General features: G+C 64.4%; 17 protein-coding genes. 3 read left to right on the top strand and 14 right to left on the bottom strand.

Annotated features, from left to right (window positions below):
- Positions 1–95: 95 nt before the first annotated feature.
- From IVB13_RS21260 to glpD, 6 genes are read right to left on the bottom strand one after another with little or no spacing between them, the layout of a single operon-like run.
- Complete coding sequence (locus IVB13_RS21260; RefSeq protein WP_018454978.1) at positions 96–425, bottom strand: DUF2160 domain-containing protein; 330 nt, start codon at positions 423–425, stop codon at positions 96–98.
- Between the two features lie 10 nt (positions 426–435).
- Positions 436–1,242, bottom strand: coding sequence for a carbohydrate ABC transporter permease (locus IVB13_RS21255; protein ID WP_018454979.1), 807 nt, complete (start codon positions 1,240–1,242; stop codon positions 436–438).
- Positions 1,242–2,144: a sugar ABC transporter permease gene (locus IVB13_RS21250; RefSeq protein WP_247490327.1), complete on the bottom strand. Its 903-nt coding sequence runs from the start codon at positions 2,142–2,144 to the stop codon at positions 1,242–1,244. The genes IVB13_RS21255 and IVB13_RS21250 overlap by 1 nt, the downstream gene beginning before the upstream one ends.
- A complete protein-coding gene (locus IVB13_RS21245) occupies positions 2,144–3,229 on the bottom strand; it encodes an ABC transporter ATP-binding protein (protein WP_247391643.1) in 1,086 nt (361 codons plus the stop codon). Before IVB13_RS21245 ends, IVB13_RS21250 begins: the two co-directional genes overlap by 1 nt.
- 12 nt (positions 3,230–3,241) lie before the next feature.
- Positions 3,242–4,381 carry an ABC transporter ATP-binding protein gene (locus IVB13_RS21240; protein ID WP_018454982.1) on the bottom strand — a complete coding sequence of 380 codons (1,140 nt, stop codon included), beginning with the start codon at positions 4,379–4,381 and terminating at the stop codon, positions 3,242–3,244.
- Entirely contained in the window at positions 4,378–5,928 is a 1,551-nt protein-coding gene (gene glpD / locus IVB13_RS21235; RefSeq protein ID WP_247490325.1) for a glycerol-3-phosphate dehydrogenase, read from the bottom strand. Before glpD ends, IVB13_RS21240 begins: the two co-directional genes overlap by 4 nt.
- 230 nt (positions 5,929–6,158) lie before the next feature.
- Between glpD and IVB13_RS21230 the strand changes: the two genes are divergently transcribed.
- Both IVB13_RS21230 and IVB13_RS21225 read left to right on the top strand, forming a co-directional pair.
- Positions 6,159–6,437, top strand: a complete 279-nt coding sequence (locus tag IVB13_RS21230; protein ID WP_085361304.1) for a type II toxin-antitoxin system Phd/YefM family antitoxin — start codon at positions 6,159–6,161, stop codon at positions 6,435–6,437.
- Positions 6,434–6,859 carry a type II toxin-antitoxin system VapC family toxin gene (locus IVB13_RS21225; RefSeq protein WP_247372640.1) on the top strand — a complete coding sequence of 142 codons (426 nt, stop codon included), beginning with the start codon at positions 6,434–6,436 and terminating at the stop codon, positions 6,857–6,859. Before IVB13_RS21230 ends, IVB13_RS21225 begins: the two co-directional genes overlap by 4 nt.
- A gap of 2 nt (positions 6,860–6,861) precedes the next feature.
- On the opposite strand, the gene IVB13_RS21220 is transcribed toward IVB13_RS21225, so the two are convergent.
- Positions 6,862–7,704, bottom strand: coding sequence for a DeoR/GlpR family DNA-binding transcription regulator (locus tag IVB13_RS21220; protein ID WP_018454986.1), 843 nt, complete (start codon positions 7,702–7,704; stop codon positions 6,862–6,864).
- Between the two features lie 91 nt (positions 7,705–7,795).
- Positions 7,796–8,470, bottom strand: coding sequence for an HAD-IA family hydrolase (locus IVB13_RS21215; RefSeq protein WP_247372638.1), 675 nt, complete (start codon positions 8,468–8,470; stop codon positions 7,796–7,798).
- A gap of 154 nt (positions 8,471–8,624) precedes the next feature.
- Here IVB13_RS21215 and IVB13_RS21210 point away from each other — a divergent pair, with 154 nt between their 5' ends.
- Positions 8,625–9,101, top strand: coding sequence for a nuclear transport factor 2 family protein (locus tag IVB13_RS21210; RefSeq protein WP_026232853.1), 477 nt, complete (start codon positions 8,625–8,627; stop codon positions 9,099–9,101).
- A gap of 230 nt (positions 9,102–9,331) precedes the next feature.
- Here IVB13_RS21210 and IVB13_RS21205 read toward each other — a convergent pair whose 3' ends face one another.
- The 6 genes from IVB13_RS21205 to IVB13_RS21180 form a co-directional block, all read right to left on the bottom strand.
- Positions 9,332–9,523, bottom strand: coding sequence for a hypothetical protein (locus IVB13_RS21205; protein WP_018454989.1), 192 nt, complete (start codon positions 9,521–9,523; stop codon positions 9,332–9,334).
- A 222-nt stretch (positions 9,524–9,745) separates the two neighbouring features.
- Positions 9,746–10,156: an acyl-CoA thioesterase gene (locus IVB13_RS21200; RefSeq protein ID WP_018454990.1), complete on the bottom strand. Its 411-nt coding sequence runs from the start codon at positions 10,154–10,156 to the stop codon at positions 9,746–9,748.
- 50 nt (positions 10,157–10,206) lie between these two features.
- The gene (locus IVB13_RS21195) at positions 10,207–12,303 is read right to left on the bottom strand and encodes a 3-hydroxyacyl-CoA dehydrogenase NAD-binding domain-containing protein (protein WP_247490449.1); all 2,097 of its coding nucleotides are present in this window, start codon (positions 12,301–12,303) and stop codon (positions 10,207–10,209) included.
- Positions 12,304–12,305: 2 nt separating this feature from the next.
- Positions 12,306–13,589 carry an acetyl-CoA C-acetyltransferase gene (locus IVB13_RS21190; protein WP_018454992.1) on the bottom strand — a complete coding sequence of 428 codons (1,284 nt, stop codon included), beginning with the start codon at positions 13,587–13,589 and terminating at the stop codon, positions 12,306–12,308.
- Positions 13,589–15,856 carry an acyl-CoA dehydrogenase gene (locus tag IVB13_RS21185; protein WP_247490323.1) on the bottom strand — a complete coding sequence of 756 codons (2,268 nt, stop codon included), beginning with the start codon at positions 15,854–15,856 and terminating at the stop codon, positions 13,589–13,591. Before IVB13_RS21185 ends, IVB13_RS21190 begins: the two co-directional genes overlap by 1 nt.
- 176 nt (positions 15,857–16,032) lie before the next feature.
- Entirely contained in the window at positions 16,033–16,656 is a 624-nt protein-coding gene (locus IVB13_RS21180; RefSeq protein WP_247475139.1) for a flavin reductase family protein, read from the bottom strand.
- Positions 16,657–16,720: the final 64 nt, after the last annotated feature.

Here is a 16,720-nt window from a genome sequence, read left to right as displayed (position 1 = left end):
CCCTTCTCCTAAACTGCCGCATGTTATTCCTCCGTTGCAGCGACAAACTTTTTACAGGCCCGGGTTGGTCCCGGATCTGGCCGTTCCTTCGCGGGCTAGACCGTGCGGAAAATGAGTACGGCCGTGGCCAGCGAAATTCCTGATGCGATCCAAAGGCGCGAAATTTCAACTCCGTCCTCGCCGATCGGCAGCGTGGCGAGGGGGTCGGTGCCGGCGAAGGCGATCCACAGCAAGTGGATGACCGCCGCCGTGATCAGGGAGATGAACAGGCGGTCGCCGCGCGTGGTCGGGATGCGCAGCACGCCGACGCGCTCGGCTTCGGGATAAGCCACCCCGAGCCAGGTCATCACAGCCAGCGTGCAGGCGAGCGCGACAAAAAAGATCGCCGTCGGCGGCGTCCAGGCCATCCATGCAATCCATTCCATTGATGCCTCCCTAGACCCGACCGAGCGCGAAACCGCTCGCGATATAATTGCGGACGAACCAGATCACGAGTGCGCCCGGGATGATCGTCAGCACGCCGGCTGCCGCCAGCAGGCCCCAGTCCATGCCCGCAGCCGACACCGTGCGCGTCATGATCGCCGCGATCGGCTTGGCCGAGACCGAGGTCAGCGTGCGCGCGAGCAGCAGCTCGACCCAGGAGAACATGAAGCAGAAGAAGGCGGCGACGCCGATGCCGCTCGCAATCAGCGGCACCAGGATCTTGATGAAGAAGCGCGGGAAGGAATAGCCGTCGAGGAAGGCGGTCTCGTCGATCTCGCGCGGCACGCCGGAGACGAAGCCTTCCAGGATCCACACCGCCAGCGGGACGTTGAAGATGCAGTGCGCGAGCGCGACCGCCCAGGGCGTATCGAACAGCCCGATCGCCGAATAGAGATTGAAGAACGGCAGGGCATAGACCGCGGCCGGCGCCATGCGGTTCGAGAGCAGCCAGAAGAACAGATGCTTGTCGCCGAGGAAACGGTAGCGCGAGAACGCGTAGGCCGCCGGCAGCGCCACCGAGATCGAGATGATGGTGTTGAGGACGACATATTCCAGCGAGTTGATATAGCCGGAATACCAGCTCTCATCGGTGAAGATGCGCTTGTAGTGCTGCAGCGTCGGCGCGTGCGGCCACAGCGTCATCGTCGAGACGATCTCGGCGTTGGTCTTGAAGCTCATGTTGACGAGCCAGTAGATCGGCAACAGCAGGAAGATCAAAAACAGCGCCATGATGAGGCGACGGCCGGGGATCGAGTGCATCACACGGCTCCTTCCTGCGGCTTCCGATCGCTGCCGGCGTTGGTCATGACGGTGTAGAAGATCCAGCAGACGATCAGGATGATGAGATTGTAGACCAGCGACAGCGCGGCGGCCTTGCCGAGGTCGAACTGGCCGAGCGCGATCTTGACCAGCTCGATCGAGACGAAAGTCGTCGAATTGCCGGGCCCGCCACCGGTCACCACGAACGGTTCGGTGTAGATCATGAAACTGTCCATGAAGCGCAGCAGCACCGCGATCAGCAGCACGCGGTTCATCTTCGGCAGCTGGATCGCCCTGAACACAGCCCAGCGCGAGGCACCGTCGATCTGCGCCGCTTGATAATAGGCTTCGGGAATCGACTTCAGGCCGGCGTAGCACAGCAGCGCGACCAGGCTGGTCCAGTGCCAGACGTCCATCACGATGACGGTGACCCAGGCGTCGATGTCGTTGGAGACGTAATTATAATCGATGCCGGTCGCATTGAGGACATAGCCGAGCAGGCCGATGTCGGGACGGCCAAAGATCTGCCAGATCGTGCCGACCACGTTCCACGGGATCAGCAGCGGCAACGCGAGGATGACGAGGCAGGCCGCAACCGTCCAGCCCTGGCGCGGCATCGAGAGCGCGACGACGATGCCGAGCGGCACCTCGATCGCGAGGATCACCAGCGAGAAGAACAGATTGCGGCCGAGCGAAGCGAGGAAGCGGCCGCCGAGATCGGTCGAAGGATCGAGCAATTCCTTGAACCAGCCGACACCGTTCCAGAAGAACTGGTTGTTGCCGAAGGTGTCCTGCATCGAATAGTTCACCACCGTCATCAACGGCAGCACTGCCGAGAAGGCGACGACCAGGAACACCGGCAGCACCAGGAACCAGGCTTTTTGGTTGATAGTCTTGTCCATCAGGCGGCTCCCTCCACCAGAAGGCTGTCGGCATAGACGTGGACGTGCGACGGATCGAATTTCAGGCCGGCCGTGCCGTCCGGGCTGGTGAAGCCGGCCGGCGCGCGCGCCGCTAGCTTGGCGTCACCGAGCCGCGCGCGCGCGAAGCGGATCCGGCCGAGGTCGTCGACGCGTTCGATCTTCGCACTGAGCAGGCCGGGCGCCGGCGCCACGACCTCAACGAATTCCGGACGGACGCCGATCTCGATCTTCGCGCCAGCAGGCAGCTTGTCGTAGCTGCGGTTGAGCGCAATGACGTGACCGCCGATCTTGGCCTCACGGCCCCTCACCTCGGCCGGCAGGATGTTCATGCCGGGCGAGCCGATGAAATAGCCGACGAACGTGTGCGCCGGCTTGTCGAACAACTCGGCCGGCGTGCCGCTCTGCACCACGCGGCCGTCATGCATGACCACCACGGTGTCGGCGAAGGTCAGCGCCTCGGTCTGGTCGTGGGTGACGTAGATCATCGTCAGGTCGAGCTCGCGATGCAGCGCCTTCAACTTGGAGCGGAGCTGCCATTTCAGCTCGGGGTCGATCACGGTGAGCGGCTCATCGAACAGCACGGCGGCAACGTCGGAGCGTACCAGGCCGCGGCCGAGCGAGATCTTCTGCTTGGCATCGGCCGTGAGCCGCGTCGCCTTGCGGTTCAGATAGGGCTCGAGGTCGAGCAAGCGGCCGATCTCGGCGACCCGCTTGTCGATCTCAGCCTTCGGCACGCCGCGGTTCTTCAGAGGGAACGCCAAATTTTGCCCCACCGTCATGGTGTCGTAGATCACCGGAAACTGGAACACCTGGGCGATGTTGCGCTTCTGGGTTGACAGCGGTGTGATGTCCTCGCCGTCGAACAGGATTTTCCCCCGCGACGGCGTGATGATGCCGGAGATGACGTTGAGCAGCGTGGTCTTGCCGCAGCCGGACGGCCCGAGCAGCGCATAGGCGCCGCCCTGCCGCCAGGTCATGGTGACAGGCTTGAGAGCAAAGCTGTCCTGCGGGGCATCATTGCCGCCGTAGGAGTGGGCGAGATCGACGAGGTCAATGCGGGCCATGTCGCATCCCCCTCAGGCTTTTTTCTTTGACGCGTTTTCTTCACGCGAACCGCTCGGCACTTCGCTTGAAAACGCTATGGGACCGGGTGCCGCGACCAGCCGGTCGGCAGCATCGAAAACGAACACGTCGTTGGGATCGAGCACGGCATCGAGCGTCTGGCCGGGCTCGAATTCGTGCACGCCGTGCAGCACCGCCACCCAGTTCGATCCGTCGCGGGTCAGATGCACGAAACTCTCCGAACCGGTGATCTCGGTCACCGTTACCGTGGCATGGAAGGCGTGGCGGTCAGTCTCGCCATTGGCAAGTGCGAGCTGATGGGCGCGAAATCCGACGCGATAGGCGCCGTCCGCGAGCGAGGAATAGAGACCGGACGCCGGCGCGGCAATGCCGCCCGCATATTGCACGGAACCGTTCTTCTTCTCGATGCCGACGAGATTCAGCGGCGGATCGGAGAACACCTGCGCGACCCGCAAGGTCTGCGGATGACGGTAGACCTTTGGAGTCTCGCCGATCTGGAGCGCCTCTCCCTGCCACATGCACACCGTGTTGCCGCCGAGCAGCAGCGCCTCGGTCGGCTCGGTGGTGGCATAGACGAAGATCGCGCCGGAGGCCTCGAAGATGCGCGGCAGCTCGGTGCGCAGTTCCTCGCGCAGCTTGTAGTCGAGATTGGCGAGCGGCTCGTCGAGCAGCACGAGGTCGGCGCCCTTCACCAGCGCGCGCGCCATCGCAGTTCGCTGCTGCTGGCCGCCGGAAAGCTGGAGCGGCGTGCGCTTCAGGAACGGCTCGAGCCGGAGCAGCCGGGCGGCTTCCGCAACGCGCGCCTCGATTTCGGCGCGCGGCTTGCCCTGCACGCGCAAAGGCGAAGCGATGTTCTCGTAGACCGACAGCGAGGGGTAGTTGATGAACTGCTGATAGACCATGGCGACCGAGCGCTGGCGCACGTCGACCCCGGTGACGTCCTTGCCGTTGACCAGCAGCTTGCCCGATGTCGGTTTGTCCAGGCCAGCGAGCAGCCGCATGATCGAGGTCTTGCCCGACAGCGTCGGCCCGAGCAGCACGTTGAGCGTGCCGCTCTCGAGCGTCAGCGAGACGTCGCGGATGTGTGGGACCCCGTCGACAGTCCGGGTCACGTGATCGAGTGTCACCGTCATGAGCGTCCTCCGGCTTCCAGCAGGGGACTTTGCTGCACGGCGTGGGTCCTGATCCAGTCGTCCAGCGCCGCGATCTCGTCGGCACTTAGTCGCAGGCCGAGCTTGGAACGGCGCCAGACGATATCTTCGGCAGTAACGGCCCATTCGTTGGCGATGAGATAGCGGACTTCGCGCTCGGTCAGCGTCGCACCGAAGGCTTGGCCGAGATCGACCGCCGATTTCGCATCCCCAAGCAGCTTGATCGCCCTCGTGCCATAGGAGCGCGCCAGGCGCCGCGCATGCTCGTGGCTGAGGAAAGGATAGCCGCGCTGAAGCTCGGCGATCAGGCCGTCGACATCGGACACGCCCATGTCGCCGCCGGGCAGCGGCCATTTGCCGGTCCAGCCTTCGCGTGCTTTCGCACTGCGAAGATAGGGCGCGAGCCGCTCCAGCGCCTCCTCGGCGAGACGGCGATAGGTCGTGATCTTGCCGCCATAGATCGACAGCAGCGGCACGCCGCCGGGCGTGTCGAGCTCGAACACATAGTCGCGCGTCGCGGCCTTGGCTTCGCTGGCCCCGTCGTCATAGAGCGGACGTACGCCGGAGTAGGTCCAAACCACGTCATCGGGCGTGACAGGCTTGGCCAGATATTCGCTCGCCGCCGTGCAGAGATACTGGATCTCTTCGGCCGTCGCCTTCACCTTGGCGGGATCGCCGTCATAGTCGCGGTCGGTGGTGCCGATCAGCGTAAAATCGTCCTGATAGGGAATGACGAAGATGATGCGGCCATCTGCATTCTGGAACATGTAGGCGCGGTCGTGGTCGTAGAGTTTTTTCACGACGATGTGCGAGCCCTGCACCAGGCGCACCTTGGCTTTCGCGTTGACGCCGGCGCCGCGGCCGAGCACATCCTCGACCCAGGGCCCGCCGGCATTGACAACCGCACGGGCCTGGATCGACGAGCGCGCGCCTGTCAGCGTGTCGATCATGCTGACGGTCCAGATGCCGTCTGACTGTTTGATATCCGTCGCGCGAGTGCGGGTGCGGATCTCGGCGCCCTTGTCGGCGGCATCGCGTGCGTTGAGCACGACGAGACGGGCGTCGTCGACGAAGCAGTCGGAATATTCGAACGCGCGGCCGTAGCGGTTCGGGATCAGCGGGCGGCCGACCTCGTCGCGTCGGAGGTCAACCGAGCGCGTCGCCGGCAACAGATGACGGCCACCGATGTGGTCATAGAGAAAGAGGCCGAGGCGCAGCAGCCAGGCTGGCCGCAGGCCCGCATGGTGCGGCAAAACGAAACGCAGGGGGCGAATGATGTGCGGCGCGATGCCCCAGAGAATCTCGCGCTCGATCAGCGCCTCGCGAACCAGCCGGAACTCGTAATATTCGAGATAGCGCAGGCCGCCATGCACCAGCTTGGTCGACCAGGACGACGTCCCGCTCGCCAGATCGTTCATTTCGCACAGGAAAACCGCGTTGCCGCGGCCCACCGCGTCGCGCGCGATGCCGCAGCCGTTAACACCGCCTCCAATAATGGCGAGGTCGAAAATACGATCCAACAGACGCATCCCCCGGCGACCGCCCGTTCAATCGAGCGGTTACTTTCGCTTTTGATTAGATCACACCAGAAAACGAAAGCAAGATGAAAGAGGAGAGAAACGAAGTGAAAGCGGAACTTTTAAGTGGGCACACGGGGGGCGAAATAGGCAGTTCAGGAGGGATTTGAGCGGCATTATTGCTCTTGAAAAGTCGTCGATGACCCTTATTAGTAAGAATAGTCATATTGGTCGTTATTTGCATGACAGAACACACTGCACCAGATTCACCAGCGACGGACTCGTGGACGCTTGCCAACGCCAAGGCCCGGCTCTCCGAGGTGATCGATCGTGCCCAAGCCGGCCCGCAAATCATCACCCGACACGGCAAGCCCAACGCGGTGATCGTTTCCGTCGAGGAATGGGCGCGCAAGACGGCGCGCAAAGGTACCTTGGCCGAATTCCTGCTGGCTTCGCCGCTGCGCAGCGCCGACCTCAAGCTTGAACGCGTTCACGACGCGCCGCACGACGAGCTGCCGTGAATCTACTGCTCGACACCAACGTGTTATCGGAGGTCCAGAGGCCCGCCCCTTCGCCGAAAGTCTTGTCATGGCTTGATACGATCGACGAGGATCGTGCGTTCATCAGCGCGGCATCGATCGCCGAGCTTCGTCGCGGCATCGCGTTGCTGGAGGACGGCCGTCGCCGTGCAGCACTGGCCGCCTGGCTTGCCCGCGATCTGCCGGAGCGTTTTGCCGGGCGCACACTGCCGATCGACCACGCGGTCGCGGAACGCTGGGGTGACCTGATGGGTCAGAGTCGCAGAAGCGGCCTCGCATTGTCTGTCATGGACGGCTTCTTTGCCGCGACCGCGCTGGCAAACAACCTCATGCTCGTCACGCGCAATGTGAAGGATTTTGCGGTATTCGGCGTGCCGCTGCTGAACCCGTGGGACAACCCATAGTCCTACCTCAGCCGCACCACCGGCGCGGCCTCGGGCGCTTCTTGTGCCTCGGCCTGAGCCTCATCGACGTCCGCCCCCTTCGGCATCGCGGCCATCACCTCGATGCCCTTGCCGTGGCAGATGGTGGCGAGGCGCTCTGGCAATTCCTGGTCGGTGACGAAGGTCTGGATCTGGCTGATATGCGCGATGCGGACCGGCGCGCTGCGCCGGAGCTTGGTGGAATCAGCGACCAGCATGACGCTGCGGGCGTTGGCGATGATGGCCTGCGCCACCTGCACCTCGCGATAGTCGAAGTCGAGCAGCGCGCCCTCCTCGTCGATCGCGGACGCTCCGATGATGGCATAGTCGACCTTGAACTGGCCGATCAGCTGCGTCGCGGTCGAGCCGACCACCGCGCCGTCGGCGCGCCGCACCGTGCCGCCGGCGACCACCACCTCGATGCGGGGATGACGATAGAGCAGCATGGCGACGTTCAGATTGTTGGTGATAACGAGGAGGTCCTCGTGCGAGGTCAGCGCGCTCGCGACCTCCTCGGTCGTGGTGCCGATGTTGATGAAGAGCGAGCAGCCGTTCGGGATCAGCGAGGCGGCCGCGGCTCCAATCGCCTTCTTCTCGTCGGCGGCGACGAAGCGCCGCGCCTCGTAGGCGAGGTTTTCGACGCCGGATGCGATGATGGCGCCGCCATGAATGCGGGTCAGCGAGCGCCGCTCACAGAGGTCGTTGAGATCCTTGCGGATGGTCTGCGCCGAGACCTCGAACCGGCGCGCCAGCTCCTCGACCATGACGCGGCCCGAGGCTCGCGCGATGTTGAGGATTTCGGCTTGTCGATGAGTCAGTCCGGTCACGGCGATGGCCTCAAATCAGGAAGCTGCATGGTGCGGCGGTTCGCGCGCTCGGTCAATGCGCGCGCCGATCACGGTTAACGGACGAAGGTCCTCACCATGCCATCGCGGCGGCGAGGCGCGTCAGCAGATCGGGATCGTCGAAGCCGCTGGCGGAGGCGATAGCCCCGGCGGCGACGAGATCAGCATGGTTGAGGCTGGTCCGGATGCCGATGGTCGGAATGCCGGCCGCTGCGGCCGATTGCACGCCGGTGCGGGAGTCCTCGAACGCGATCGAGGCCATGGCGCTGGCGCCGGCAAAGCGCAACCCTTCCTGATAAGGCAGCGGATGCGGCTTGCCGTGCAACAGCTCGGCACCGATCACGAGCGCCTTGAAGCGGTGCGTGATGCCGAGGCCGGACAGCAGCAGCTCCGCATTGAGCCGCGGGGCATTGGTCACGGCAACCATGGGAATACCGGCCGCATCCGCCCTGTCGAGCAGCGCCATCAGGCCCGGCAGCGGCTCGATCTGCCCGGCAACAAGCGTGCGGAAGACTTCCTCCTTCTCATCGAGGATCAAGGCACGCCGTTCGGGCGCCTCGTCGGGCAGAAAACGCTCGCCGATCGATACATTCGCGAAGCCTTGCAGCTCTCTGGAGAAGCGCGCGTGATCGAAGACGTGGCCGCGAGGGCCGAGCACCAGATTGAACGCCTTCAAGTGCAGCGGATCGGTGTTGGCGAGCGTACCGTCGATGTCGAACAGCAACGCCCTGCCGATAGCCTCGATCATGTCCGTACTTTCCCGAATATATGACGCATCAATACGAAAGCCGTATCAATACAGCGTCAATCGCGCAATGACGCACGTGCATGACCAATACGCGACCCTCGACAAAGTCGCGTGCGACTGCAACACTCCATGCAAGACCAAAAAGGAGGAAACGATGACGATCAACCGACGCGATCTCGCTCTCTCGACTCTTGCCGTCCCAGCTCTTGCCGTCTCCACTCTTGCAGTTTCAGCGCTCACGACACCGGTGCTGGCGGCCTCGGCCGACGAGGAAGCCGTGGCGAAGAAGGTCGAGGCGTTCCGTCTCGCCCAGATCGCGGCCGATCCCAAGGCGCTCGGCGCACTCTGCGCCGAAGAGGTGAGCTACAGCCATTCCAGCGGCAAGGTCGAGGACAAGGCGACCTTCATCGCCAACGCCACCGACGGCAAATCCAAATTCCTGTCGATCGAGTACAAGGACCCGACCATCAAGGTCGTCGGCCCCGCCGCGATCGTGCGCTTCCACTGGGTGGCGGAACAAGAGATGGCGGCTGATGGGAAAAAAGTGCCGACCAACCTTCACATCCTGATGAACTGGCAGAAGCAGGGCGACGACTGGAAGCTGCTCTCACGGGCGGCGACGAAGTTGTGAACAACGGCTCTTCCCCTCTCCGTTGCGGGAGAGGGTGGCTTCGCGAAGCGAAGTCGGGTGAGGGGTTTCTGTCCGACAACGAATCCTCTCGCATTGGAATTCGCGGAGACGACCCCTCATCCGGCGCTACGCGCCACCTTCTCCAACAAGGCGAGAAGGGAAGGCAGAGTTCGCGGCAAAAGATTCCCACCTCTCGGGCCACACGCGGCCCGGAATGACCCGCGGGAGGACTAAGCCGCTTCCTTCACATCACCGTTAACCAGCTTGCGCGCGGCGCGCTCGGCTTCGCGGGCGTTGCGGAAGAGCTGGCCTTCGAGACGGTTGAAGCGGCTGGACGAGGCGAAAAAGCAGTAGCCTCCCTGGGAACGAACGACGATACCTGCGGTCTGCGAATCGACTTCGATGATGTAGCTGTCCGGCATGGTCCGTGGATTCCTCAGTGCGGGCAAACAACGGCAGTTCTGCCCAAAGGTTCCTGGGCATTTTGACGCCGTTTCCACCCCGGATCGACACGCGACGGAGTACGCCGGGACCTCATCCGTTTTATGACTGGTTCTTGGCAAAGCCGCGGCGGCGGGACTCAGTCGCGCCGCGTTTGGCGTTGCCGCACGCATCAGACAGATGAGGCGCAACGCCGCGTGCGATTACGTCGCGATCGCGGTGTCGGTCGGGCGAACCGGCTGCGGGCGGCCGTGCTCGTCGATCGAGACGTAGGTGAAGTTGCCGTCGGTGACGAGGAACGGTTGCTGCTCGCCGCGGCGCAGCGCCCATGCTTCCAGATGCACGGTGATGGAGGTGCGCCCGACGCGAACGAGGTGGGCGTGGACCGAAACGAGATCGCCGACATAGACGGCCTTGCGGAAATTCATCGCCTCGATGGCGACGGTCACGGTGCGCGACTTCGCGACCTTTGACGCAAACACGCCGCCGCCGACGTCCATCTGGCTGAGCAGCCAGCCGCCGAAGATGTCACCGTTGGCGTTGGTGTCGGCAGGCATCGCCAGCGTGCGAATGCAGAGATCGCCGCCCGGCCCGGCATCGGCTTGCTCGTTCATGCCGCTCTCACTTGAGGATTGCTCACTTGAAATTGCTCACCTGAAACTGCTCACTTGAAATTATCCCAGCCCGGATCCGGCGCAAAGCGCTCGCCGAATCTTCCGGCCAGCGCGCGCAAGGTGGATACGACATGATCCACGCCACGCGTGCGCGCATAATTCAACGGGCCGCCACGAAACGGTGCATAACCGGTGCCGAAGATCATGGCGCCGTCGACCATGTCGGCATCATCCACGATACCCTCGCGAAGCGCCGCGACGCAGACGTTGGACATCGGCAGCACCAGGCGGTCGATCATCTGGTCGGTGACGCGCGGACCGGTCTCGGGCAACGGCGCCTTCTCGGCCTTGCCGTCGCGCCAGACGTAAAAGCCCTTGCCGGTCTTGCGGCCGAGTTCGCCCTTGGCGACCTTCTCGCGGAGCCAGGCCGGCGTCGGCGGCAGCAGATCGCCGAACTTGGTGCGCAGCATGTCCCCGACATCGAGACAAATGTCGAGCCCGACCTGGTCGGCCAGTTCGATCGGCCCCATCGGCATGCCGAACTGCTCCGCGGCGGCGTCGATCAGGCGCTGGTCGATCTTCTCGTCCAGCATCACCATCGCTTCCAGCATGTAAGGCGTCAGCGCGCGGTTGACGAGGAAGCCCGGCGAGCTCTTCACCGGCAACGGCAGCCGATCGATCGCGCCGACGAAGGCGAGTGCCTCCTTCAGCACCTGCGTATCGTTACCGTCATGGCTGACGACTTCGACCAGCTGCAACCGCGACACCGGGTTGAAGAAGTGAAGGCCGACCAGCCGCTCCGGCCGCGCCAGCGTGGTGCGCAAATCCTGGAGCGGAATGCTGGACGTGTTGGTCGCGAGAATCGCGCCCGGCTTCATCCGCGGCTCGAGGCCGGCATAGACCTTCTGCTTCAGCTCGAGCTTCTCCGGGACCGCCTCGATGATGAGATCGGCGTTGCGGACGCCCTCCCCGTCCATGTCGGGGATCAGGCGATCGAGCGCGTCGCGCACCTCGGTCGGCTTGCGGATGATCTTGCCGTAGAGCTCGGCGGCGCGCTTGATTGCGCCCGCGATCGGCTCCGCCTTCATGTCGGCGAGCGAGACGCGCAGCCCCTGCCCCGCGCACCAGGCCGCGATGTCGCCGCCCATGGCGCCGGCGCCGATGACGTGGACATGCCTGATCGTGTTGCCGGAGCCTGCCGCTTTCTTCATCTGCTCGCGCAGGAAGAACACGCGGATCAAGTTCTGCGCGGTCGGCGTCACCATCAGCTTGGCGAACGAGGCCTGCTCTGCCCCGAGCATCGCGGCCTTGCTGCCGCCATGGGTCTCCCAGAGATCGATCAAGGCATAGGGCGCCGGATAATGCTCGCGGGACGCGGCCTTCGCCGCCTCCGATCGCATCCGTTTGGCCAGCAGCCCGCGCACCGGGCCGAAATTCGCCGCACGCGTCAGAAAACCCGGCCACGCCCTCTTGAGGCGGCCGAACAGCGCATCCTTGACGGCATTGCGAACGTGGCGCTCCTGCGTCACGGTATCGACGAGGCCGAGCGATCTGGCGCGGCGGGCATCGATGGTGCGGCCGGTCAGCATCAGGGCCATCGATTGTGTCGGATTGACCAGCGCAGTGAAACGCGCGGTGCCGCCGAGACCGGGATGTAGCCCCAGCATCACCTCAGGGAAGCCGAAGCGCGCGCCGTCGATCGCGATGCGCGATTGGCAGGCGAGCGCGACTTCGAGCCCGCCGCCGAGGCAGAAGCCGTGGATCACCGCGACCGTCGGCAACCTCAAGGCTTCAAGATGATCGACCACCGCATGGGCGGCGCGGATCCGCGTCTCCACCATCCCGGCATCACTGGCGCCGCGAAATTCGTTGACGTCGGCGCCCGCGATGAAGCCGGACGGCTTTGCGGAGCGGATCACGAGGCCGGCAGGGCGCTCGGTCTCGATCGCCGCCAGCACGGCATCGAACTCCTCCATCACGTCCGAGGATAGCGTATTGGCGCTGGCGTCAGCGCGATCGAACAGCAGCCAGGCAACGCCGTCGGCATCGCGCGCCAGCTTGAAATGCTTGTAGGGACTATCGGCAGCGGGCTTCGCCCCGAGCTCCAGCACGCGATCGCCGAGCGCGGTCATGATCCTGGAATCCATGGTCATACCGCCTCGATCAGCATGGCGCCGCCGAGCCCGCCGCCAATGCATTCGGTGGCAACGCCGCGCCGCGTGCCGAGCCGCTTCATGGTGTTGACGAGATGCAGCACGATGCGATTGCCGGACGTGCCGACGGGATGCCCGAGCGAGATAGCGCCGCCATCGACGTTGAGTTTGTCGCGATCGACCTCGCCGGCAGCGCCGTCCAGTCCCAAAATCTCGCGGCAGAACTTGTCGTCATTCCAGGCGGCGAGGCAGCCGAGCACTTGGGTGGCGAACGCCTCGTTGAGCTCCCAGGTCTCGACGTCCTGGATGGTGAGATCATTGCGCTTCAGTAACGGCGTCGCCGACATCACAGGACCGAGACCCATGATGCTTGGATCGAGTGCGGCCCAGTTGCTGTCGACGATGACGGCCTTTGGCGTCAGCTTGTGCCTGGCGACCGCTTCGTCGGACGCCAGGATCACCCAGGACGCGCCATCGGTGATCTGCGAGGAATTGCCGGCGGTGACCTGGCCCCAGGGACGCTCGAACACGGGCCGGAGTTTTGCGAGCCTCTCGGCCGTCGAGTCCGGACGCACGCCATCATCATGGTCGAAGAATTTTCCGTCGCGGGAGAACGCGGTTTCGACTTCGCCCTTGAGAAAACCTTCCGCCTGCGCATGCGCGAGCCGGCGATGGCTCTCGGCGGCATAGGCATCGGACTGCGCACGGGTGATGCCGAAGAGATGGCCGACGACTTCGGCCGTCTGGCCCATGTTGAGATCGGTAATAGGATCGGTCAGCCCGCGCTCGAGGCCGATGATCGGTTTGAGATAGCGCGGCCGCAGCTTGAAGGCCGCGGCAAGCTTCGCGGCGACGCCCTTGGCGGTGGCGAGGCCGGCGAACCAGCGCACGCCGGAATTGGGCCAGACCAGCGGCGCGTGGCTCAAGGCCTCGGTACCGCCGGCCAGGATCATGTCGGCATGGCCCTCGCGGATGTAGCGGTACGCGGTGTCGATCGACTGCATGCCGGATCCGCAATTGATCTGAACGGTGAAGGCGACCATGTCCTCGCCCATGCCGAGCCGGAGCGCGGCGACGCGAGCCGGGTTCATTTCGTCCGCGATCACGTTGACGCAGCCGAGGATGACCTGGTCGAAGGTATCAGGCGAAAACGGCTGACGCGCCAGCAGTGGCCGGCCGCATTGCACGGCGAGATCGACCGGCGTGAACGGCCCCGGCCCCGAACGCGCCTTCAAAAACGGCGTCCGACTGCCGTCGACGATGAAAACCGGTCGTGCCATCAGCTCGCCGCCCTCTGTTCACCGAGTTCCTGGAAGAACTGATGCACGTCGCCGGTTTTCTTGTAAATCGGCGACAGCGCCTCCGGCGCAAAATCGTCGACCTCGATCACCTTTGTAACGGCTTCGCGGGCCGCGGCCAGCTGCTCGCCCTCCGCCTGCGTGATCACACCGTTGGCCACCGCATCCTTCCAGTCGCTCAGATGAGCCGCGCGCATGCGCCTGGCGATGGCGTCCGTACCTGCGATCAGGTTGAACGCGCGCTCCAGCCGGGCGAAGCCGCCATCGTCGTCGACATAAGCGAGATCGGGCGTGAGGCGGTCGCGCGCGGCCGACGGCTCCAGCACGAGGCTCGCGCATTGATGCACGACCCGGTCGGAGGGACCCAGCACGCGGGCGCCGAAGGGCTGGACCACGAATTTGAGCATGCCTGCGACGAAGCGGTTCGGCAGATTGGCGAGAATCTCGGCAAGCCGGTTCTCGATGGTCCGAAAGCCCGTCGCCATGCACCATTCGAGCGCGGCAAAATCCTCCTTCTGCCGGCCCTCGTCCTGCCAGCGCTTCAGCGCGGCAGAGAGCAGATACAGCTCGGACAGGATGTCGCCGAAGCGCGCCGACAGCATCTCTTTGCGCTTGAGCGCGCCGCCGAGCGTCAACAGCGCCATATCGGCGCAGAGGGCAAAAGCCGCCGAGTAGCGCGAGAGCTGACGATAGAATGGTCTGGCGTCACCCGCATCGGGTGCAAGCGCGAAGACACCAAAGCTCCAGCTCCGGCCGAACGCGCGCAAGAGTGTCTCGAAGCTGTGGCCGACATGTTTCCAGAACACCTTGTCGAAGGCGGTGAGCCCGCGCTCGCGATCGGCATCGGCAAGCGCATTCATCTCGTCGAGCAGATAAGGATGGGCGCGGATGGCGCCCTGTCCGAACACGATGAGATTGCGGGTGAGGATATTGGCGCCCTCGACGGTGATGCCGACCGGAACGGCGCGGTGGAGATTGCCGAGATAGTTTTGCGGACCGTCGATCACGGCCTTGCCGCCATGGATGTCCATAGCGTCGTCGACCGCGGTGCGCATCCGCTCGGTCGCGTGCAGCTTCATGATGCCCGAGATGACGGCGGGATGGATCCCGGTATTCAGTGCCGCGCAGGTCAGCCGTCGCGCCGCCTCGAGCTGATAGGCAGTGGCGACAATGCGGGCGAGCGGCTCCTCGACGCCCTCGAATTTGGAGATGGAGATGCCGAACTGCTCGCGGATGCGGGCATAGGCGCCGGTGGTGCGGGCGGCATAGGCGGCGCCGGCGGCGGAGAGCGACGGCAACGAGATGCCGCGGCCGGCGGCGAGCGCCGTCATCAGCATCTTCCAGCCCTGCCCCAGCCGCGCCTGGCCGCCGATGACGTAGTCGAGCGGAATGAAAACGTCGCGGCCCCAATTCGGACCGTTCTGGAAGACCTGCATCGAGGGCAAATGGCGTTTGCCGATTTCGACGCCGGGAAGATTGGTCGGGATCAGCGCCACGCTGATGCCGAGCTCTTCCTGGTCGCCGACGAGATGATCGGGATCATAGGCCTTGAAGGCGAGGCCAAGCAGCGTCGCGACGGGGCCGAGCGTGATGTAGCGCTTGTGCCAGTTGAGCTTCAGGCCCAGCACCTCCTGGCCCTCGAAGGTGCCTTTGCAGATGATGCCGGTGTCGACCATCGAGGCGGCATCAGAGCCGGCCTCGGGGCTGGTGAGGCCGAAGCAGGGAATGTCGCGGCCATCGGCAAGACGCGGCAGCCAGCGCTGCTGCTGCTCCTTCTTGCCGAAGTGCATCAGGAGCTCGCCGGGGCCCAACGAGTTCGGCACCATCACCGTCACCGCGGCGGCGATCGAGCGGGTCGATATCTTGCGCACCACTTCCGAATGCGCATAGGGCGAGAAGCCGAGGCCGCCGAACTCCTTCGGAATGATCATGCCGAAGAATTTTTCGCGCTTGACGAAGTGCCAGACATCGGGCGGCAGGTCGCGCCATTCCCAAAAGATCTTCCACTCGTCGAGCATGGCGCAAAGCTCGTCGACGGGGCCGTTGAGGAAGGCCCGCTCCTCTTCGGTCAGCGTTGCCTGCGGGACCTTCAGCAGCTTCGACCAATCGGGGTTGCCGGTGAAGAGATCGGCGTCCCACCAGACGTCGCCGGCCTCCAGCGCCTCGCGCTCGGTGTCCGACATCGCCGGCAGCACGCCGCGCGCCCAGGAGAAAATCGGCTTGGTCAGGGTGTCGCGGCGGAAGCTCATGGCGGACCTCATGCATCGGCGCGGTGATCGGGCATTTTAGCGGAAAGTGGCCGGCGGCGGTGAAGACTTCGCCTGCGGAAAGACGCGAATTGACGCGGCCGGGCAGCCGCCCAGGGGCCATAACGGCCGAGGCGTGGTGGCAGTTCCGGGAGGGGATGGCTTCGCGGTCGGCCGGTCTAATCCGGCCGCGCCATCTCGAACATGTTTTCCGGCTTGATTTCGAAATAATCCCCGCTGCGGCCGGCGCGTACGATCGGGCGGGCGGCGGCGGTCTGGTAGACGCCGTCCTTGATCATGGCCTTGTCGATGTGGACGGCAACGACCTCGCCGAGCGTCAGCCAGGCATTGGCTTCCTTGCCGTCGGCGCCCTTGAGGCGGACGATATCGGACACCTTGCATTCGAAGGCGACGGGACTCTCGCCGACGCGCGGCACGTTGACGAGCCTGCCGGGCACGGCGGTGAGGCCCGCAACTTTGAACTCGTCGACCTCAGGGCCAACATGCGCCGCAGTCGCGTTCATGTGCCTGGCCAGGTCCATGGTGGCGAGGTTCCAGACGAACTCGCCGGTCTGCTGGATGTTTTCGACCGTGTCCTTCCAGTTGGTGGAGGAGAAGCCGATGATCGGGGGGACGTAGCAGAAAGCGTTGAAGAAGCTGTAGGGCGCGAGGTTGACGTGGCCGTTGGTGTCGCGCGACGAAATCCAGCCGATCGGCCGCGGCGCGACGATGGCGTTGAAGGGATCGTGCTTGAGGCCGTGGCCCTTGGCGGGCTCGTAGAAGTGCAGGTCTTTGTCGGTCACGCGCTGTTTCCTTCCCGTCATTGCGAGCGCAGCGAAGCAATCCAGAATCCCTCCGCAGAGACAG

Source organism: Bradyrhizobium sp. 17, from assembly GCF_023073515.1.
GTDB classification, from domain to species: domain Bacteria; phylum Pseudomonadota; class Alphaproteobacteria; order Rhizobiales; family Xanthobacteraceae; genus Bradyrhizobium; species Bradyrhizobium canariense_D.
The sequence above is the reverse complement of the archived record's forward strand: the minus strand, read 5'-3'. Positions and strand labels throughout refer to the sequence as shown.

Bases quoted from the DNA above. Each gene is read 5' to 3' on its own strand.
- IVB13_RS21190 (WP_018454992.1), bottom strand. From the start codon at position 13,589: ATGGCACGACCGGTTTTCATCGTCGACGGCAGTCGGACGCCGTTTTTG.
- IVB13_RS21230 (WP_085361304.1), top strand. From the start codon at position 6,159: ATGACAGAACACACTGCACCAGATTCACCAGCGACGGACTCGTGGACG.
- IVB13_RS21260 (WP_018454978.1), bottom strand. From the start codon at position 425: ATGGAATGGATTGCATGGATGGCCTGGACGCCGCCGACGGCGATCTTT.
- IVB13_RS21215 (WP_247372638.1), bottom strand. From the start codon at position 8,470: ATGATCGAGGCTATCGGCAGGGCGTTGCTGTTCGACATCGACGGTACG.
- IVB13_RS21200 (WP_018454990.1), bottom strand. From the start codon at position 10,156: ATGAACGAGCAAGCCGATGCCGGGCCGGGCGGCGATCTCTGCATTCGC.
- IVB13_RS21205 (WP_018454989.1), bottom strand. From the start codon at position 9,523: ATGCCGGACAGCTACATCATCGAAGTCGATTCGCAGACCGCAGGTATC.
- IVB13_RS21250 (WP_247490327.1), bottom strand. From the start codon at position 2,144: ATGGACAAGACTATCAACCAAAAAGCCTGGTTCCTGGTGCTGCCGGTG.
- IVB13_RS21195 (WP_247490449.1), bottom strand. From the start codon at position 12,303: ATGGATTCCAGGATCATGACCGCGCTCGGCGATCGCGTGCTGGAGCTC.
- IVB13_RS21185 (WP_247490323.1), bottom strand. From the start codon at position 15,856: ATGAGCTTCCGCCGCGACACCCTGACCAAGCCGATTTTCTCCTGGGCG.
- glpD (WP_247490325.1), bottom strand. From the start codon at position 5,928: ATGCGTCTGTTGGATCGTATTTTCGACCTCGCCATTATTGGAGGCGGT.
- IVB13_RS21210 (WP_026232853.1), top strand. From the start codon at position 8,625: ATGACGATCAACCGACGCGATCTCGCTCTCTCGACTCTTGCCGTCCCA.
- IVB13_RS21255 (WP_018454979.1), bottom strand. From the start codon at position 1,242: ATGCACTCGATCCCCGGCCGTCGCCTCATCATGGCGCTGTTTTTGATC.
- IVB13_RS21245 (WP_247391643.1), bottom strand. From the start codon at position 3,229: ATGGCCCGCATTGACCTCGTCGATCTCGCCCACTCCTACGGCGGCAAT.
- IVB13_RS21240 (WP_018454982.1), bottom strand. From the start codon at position 4,381: ATGACGGTGACACTCGATCACGTGACCCGGACTGTCGACGGGGTCCCA.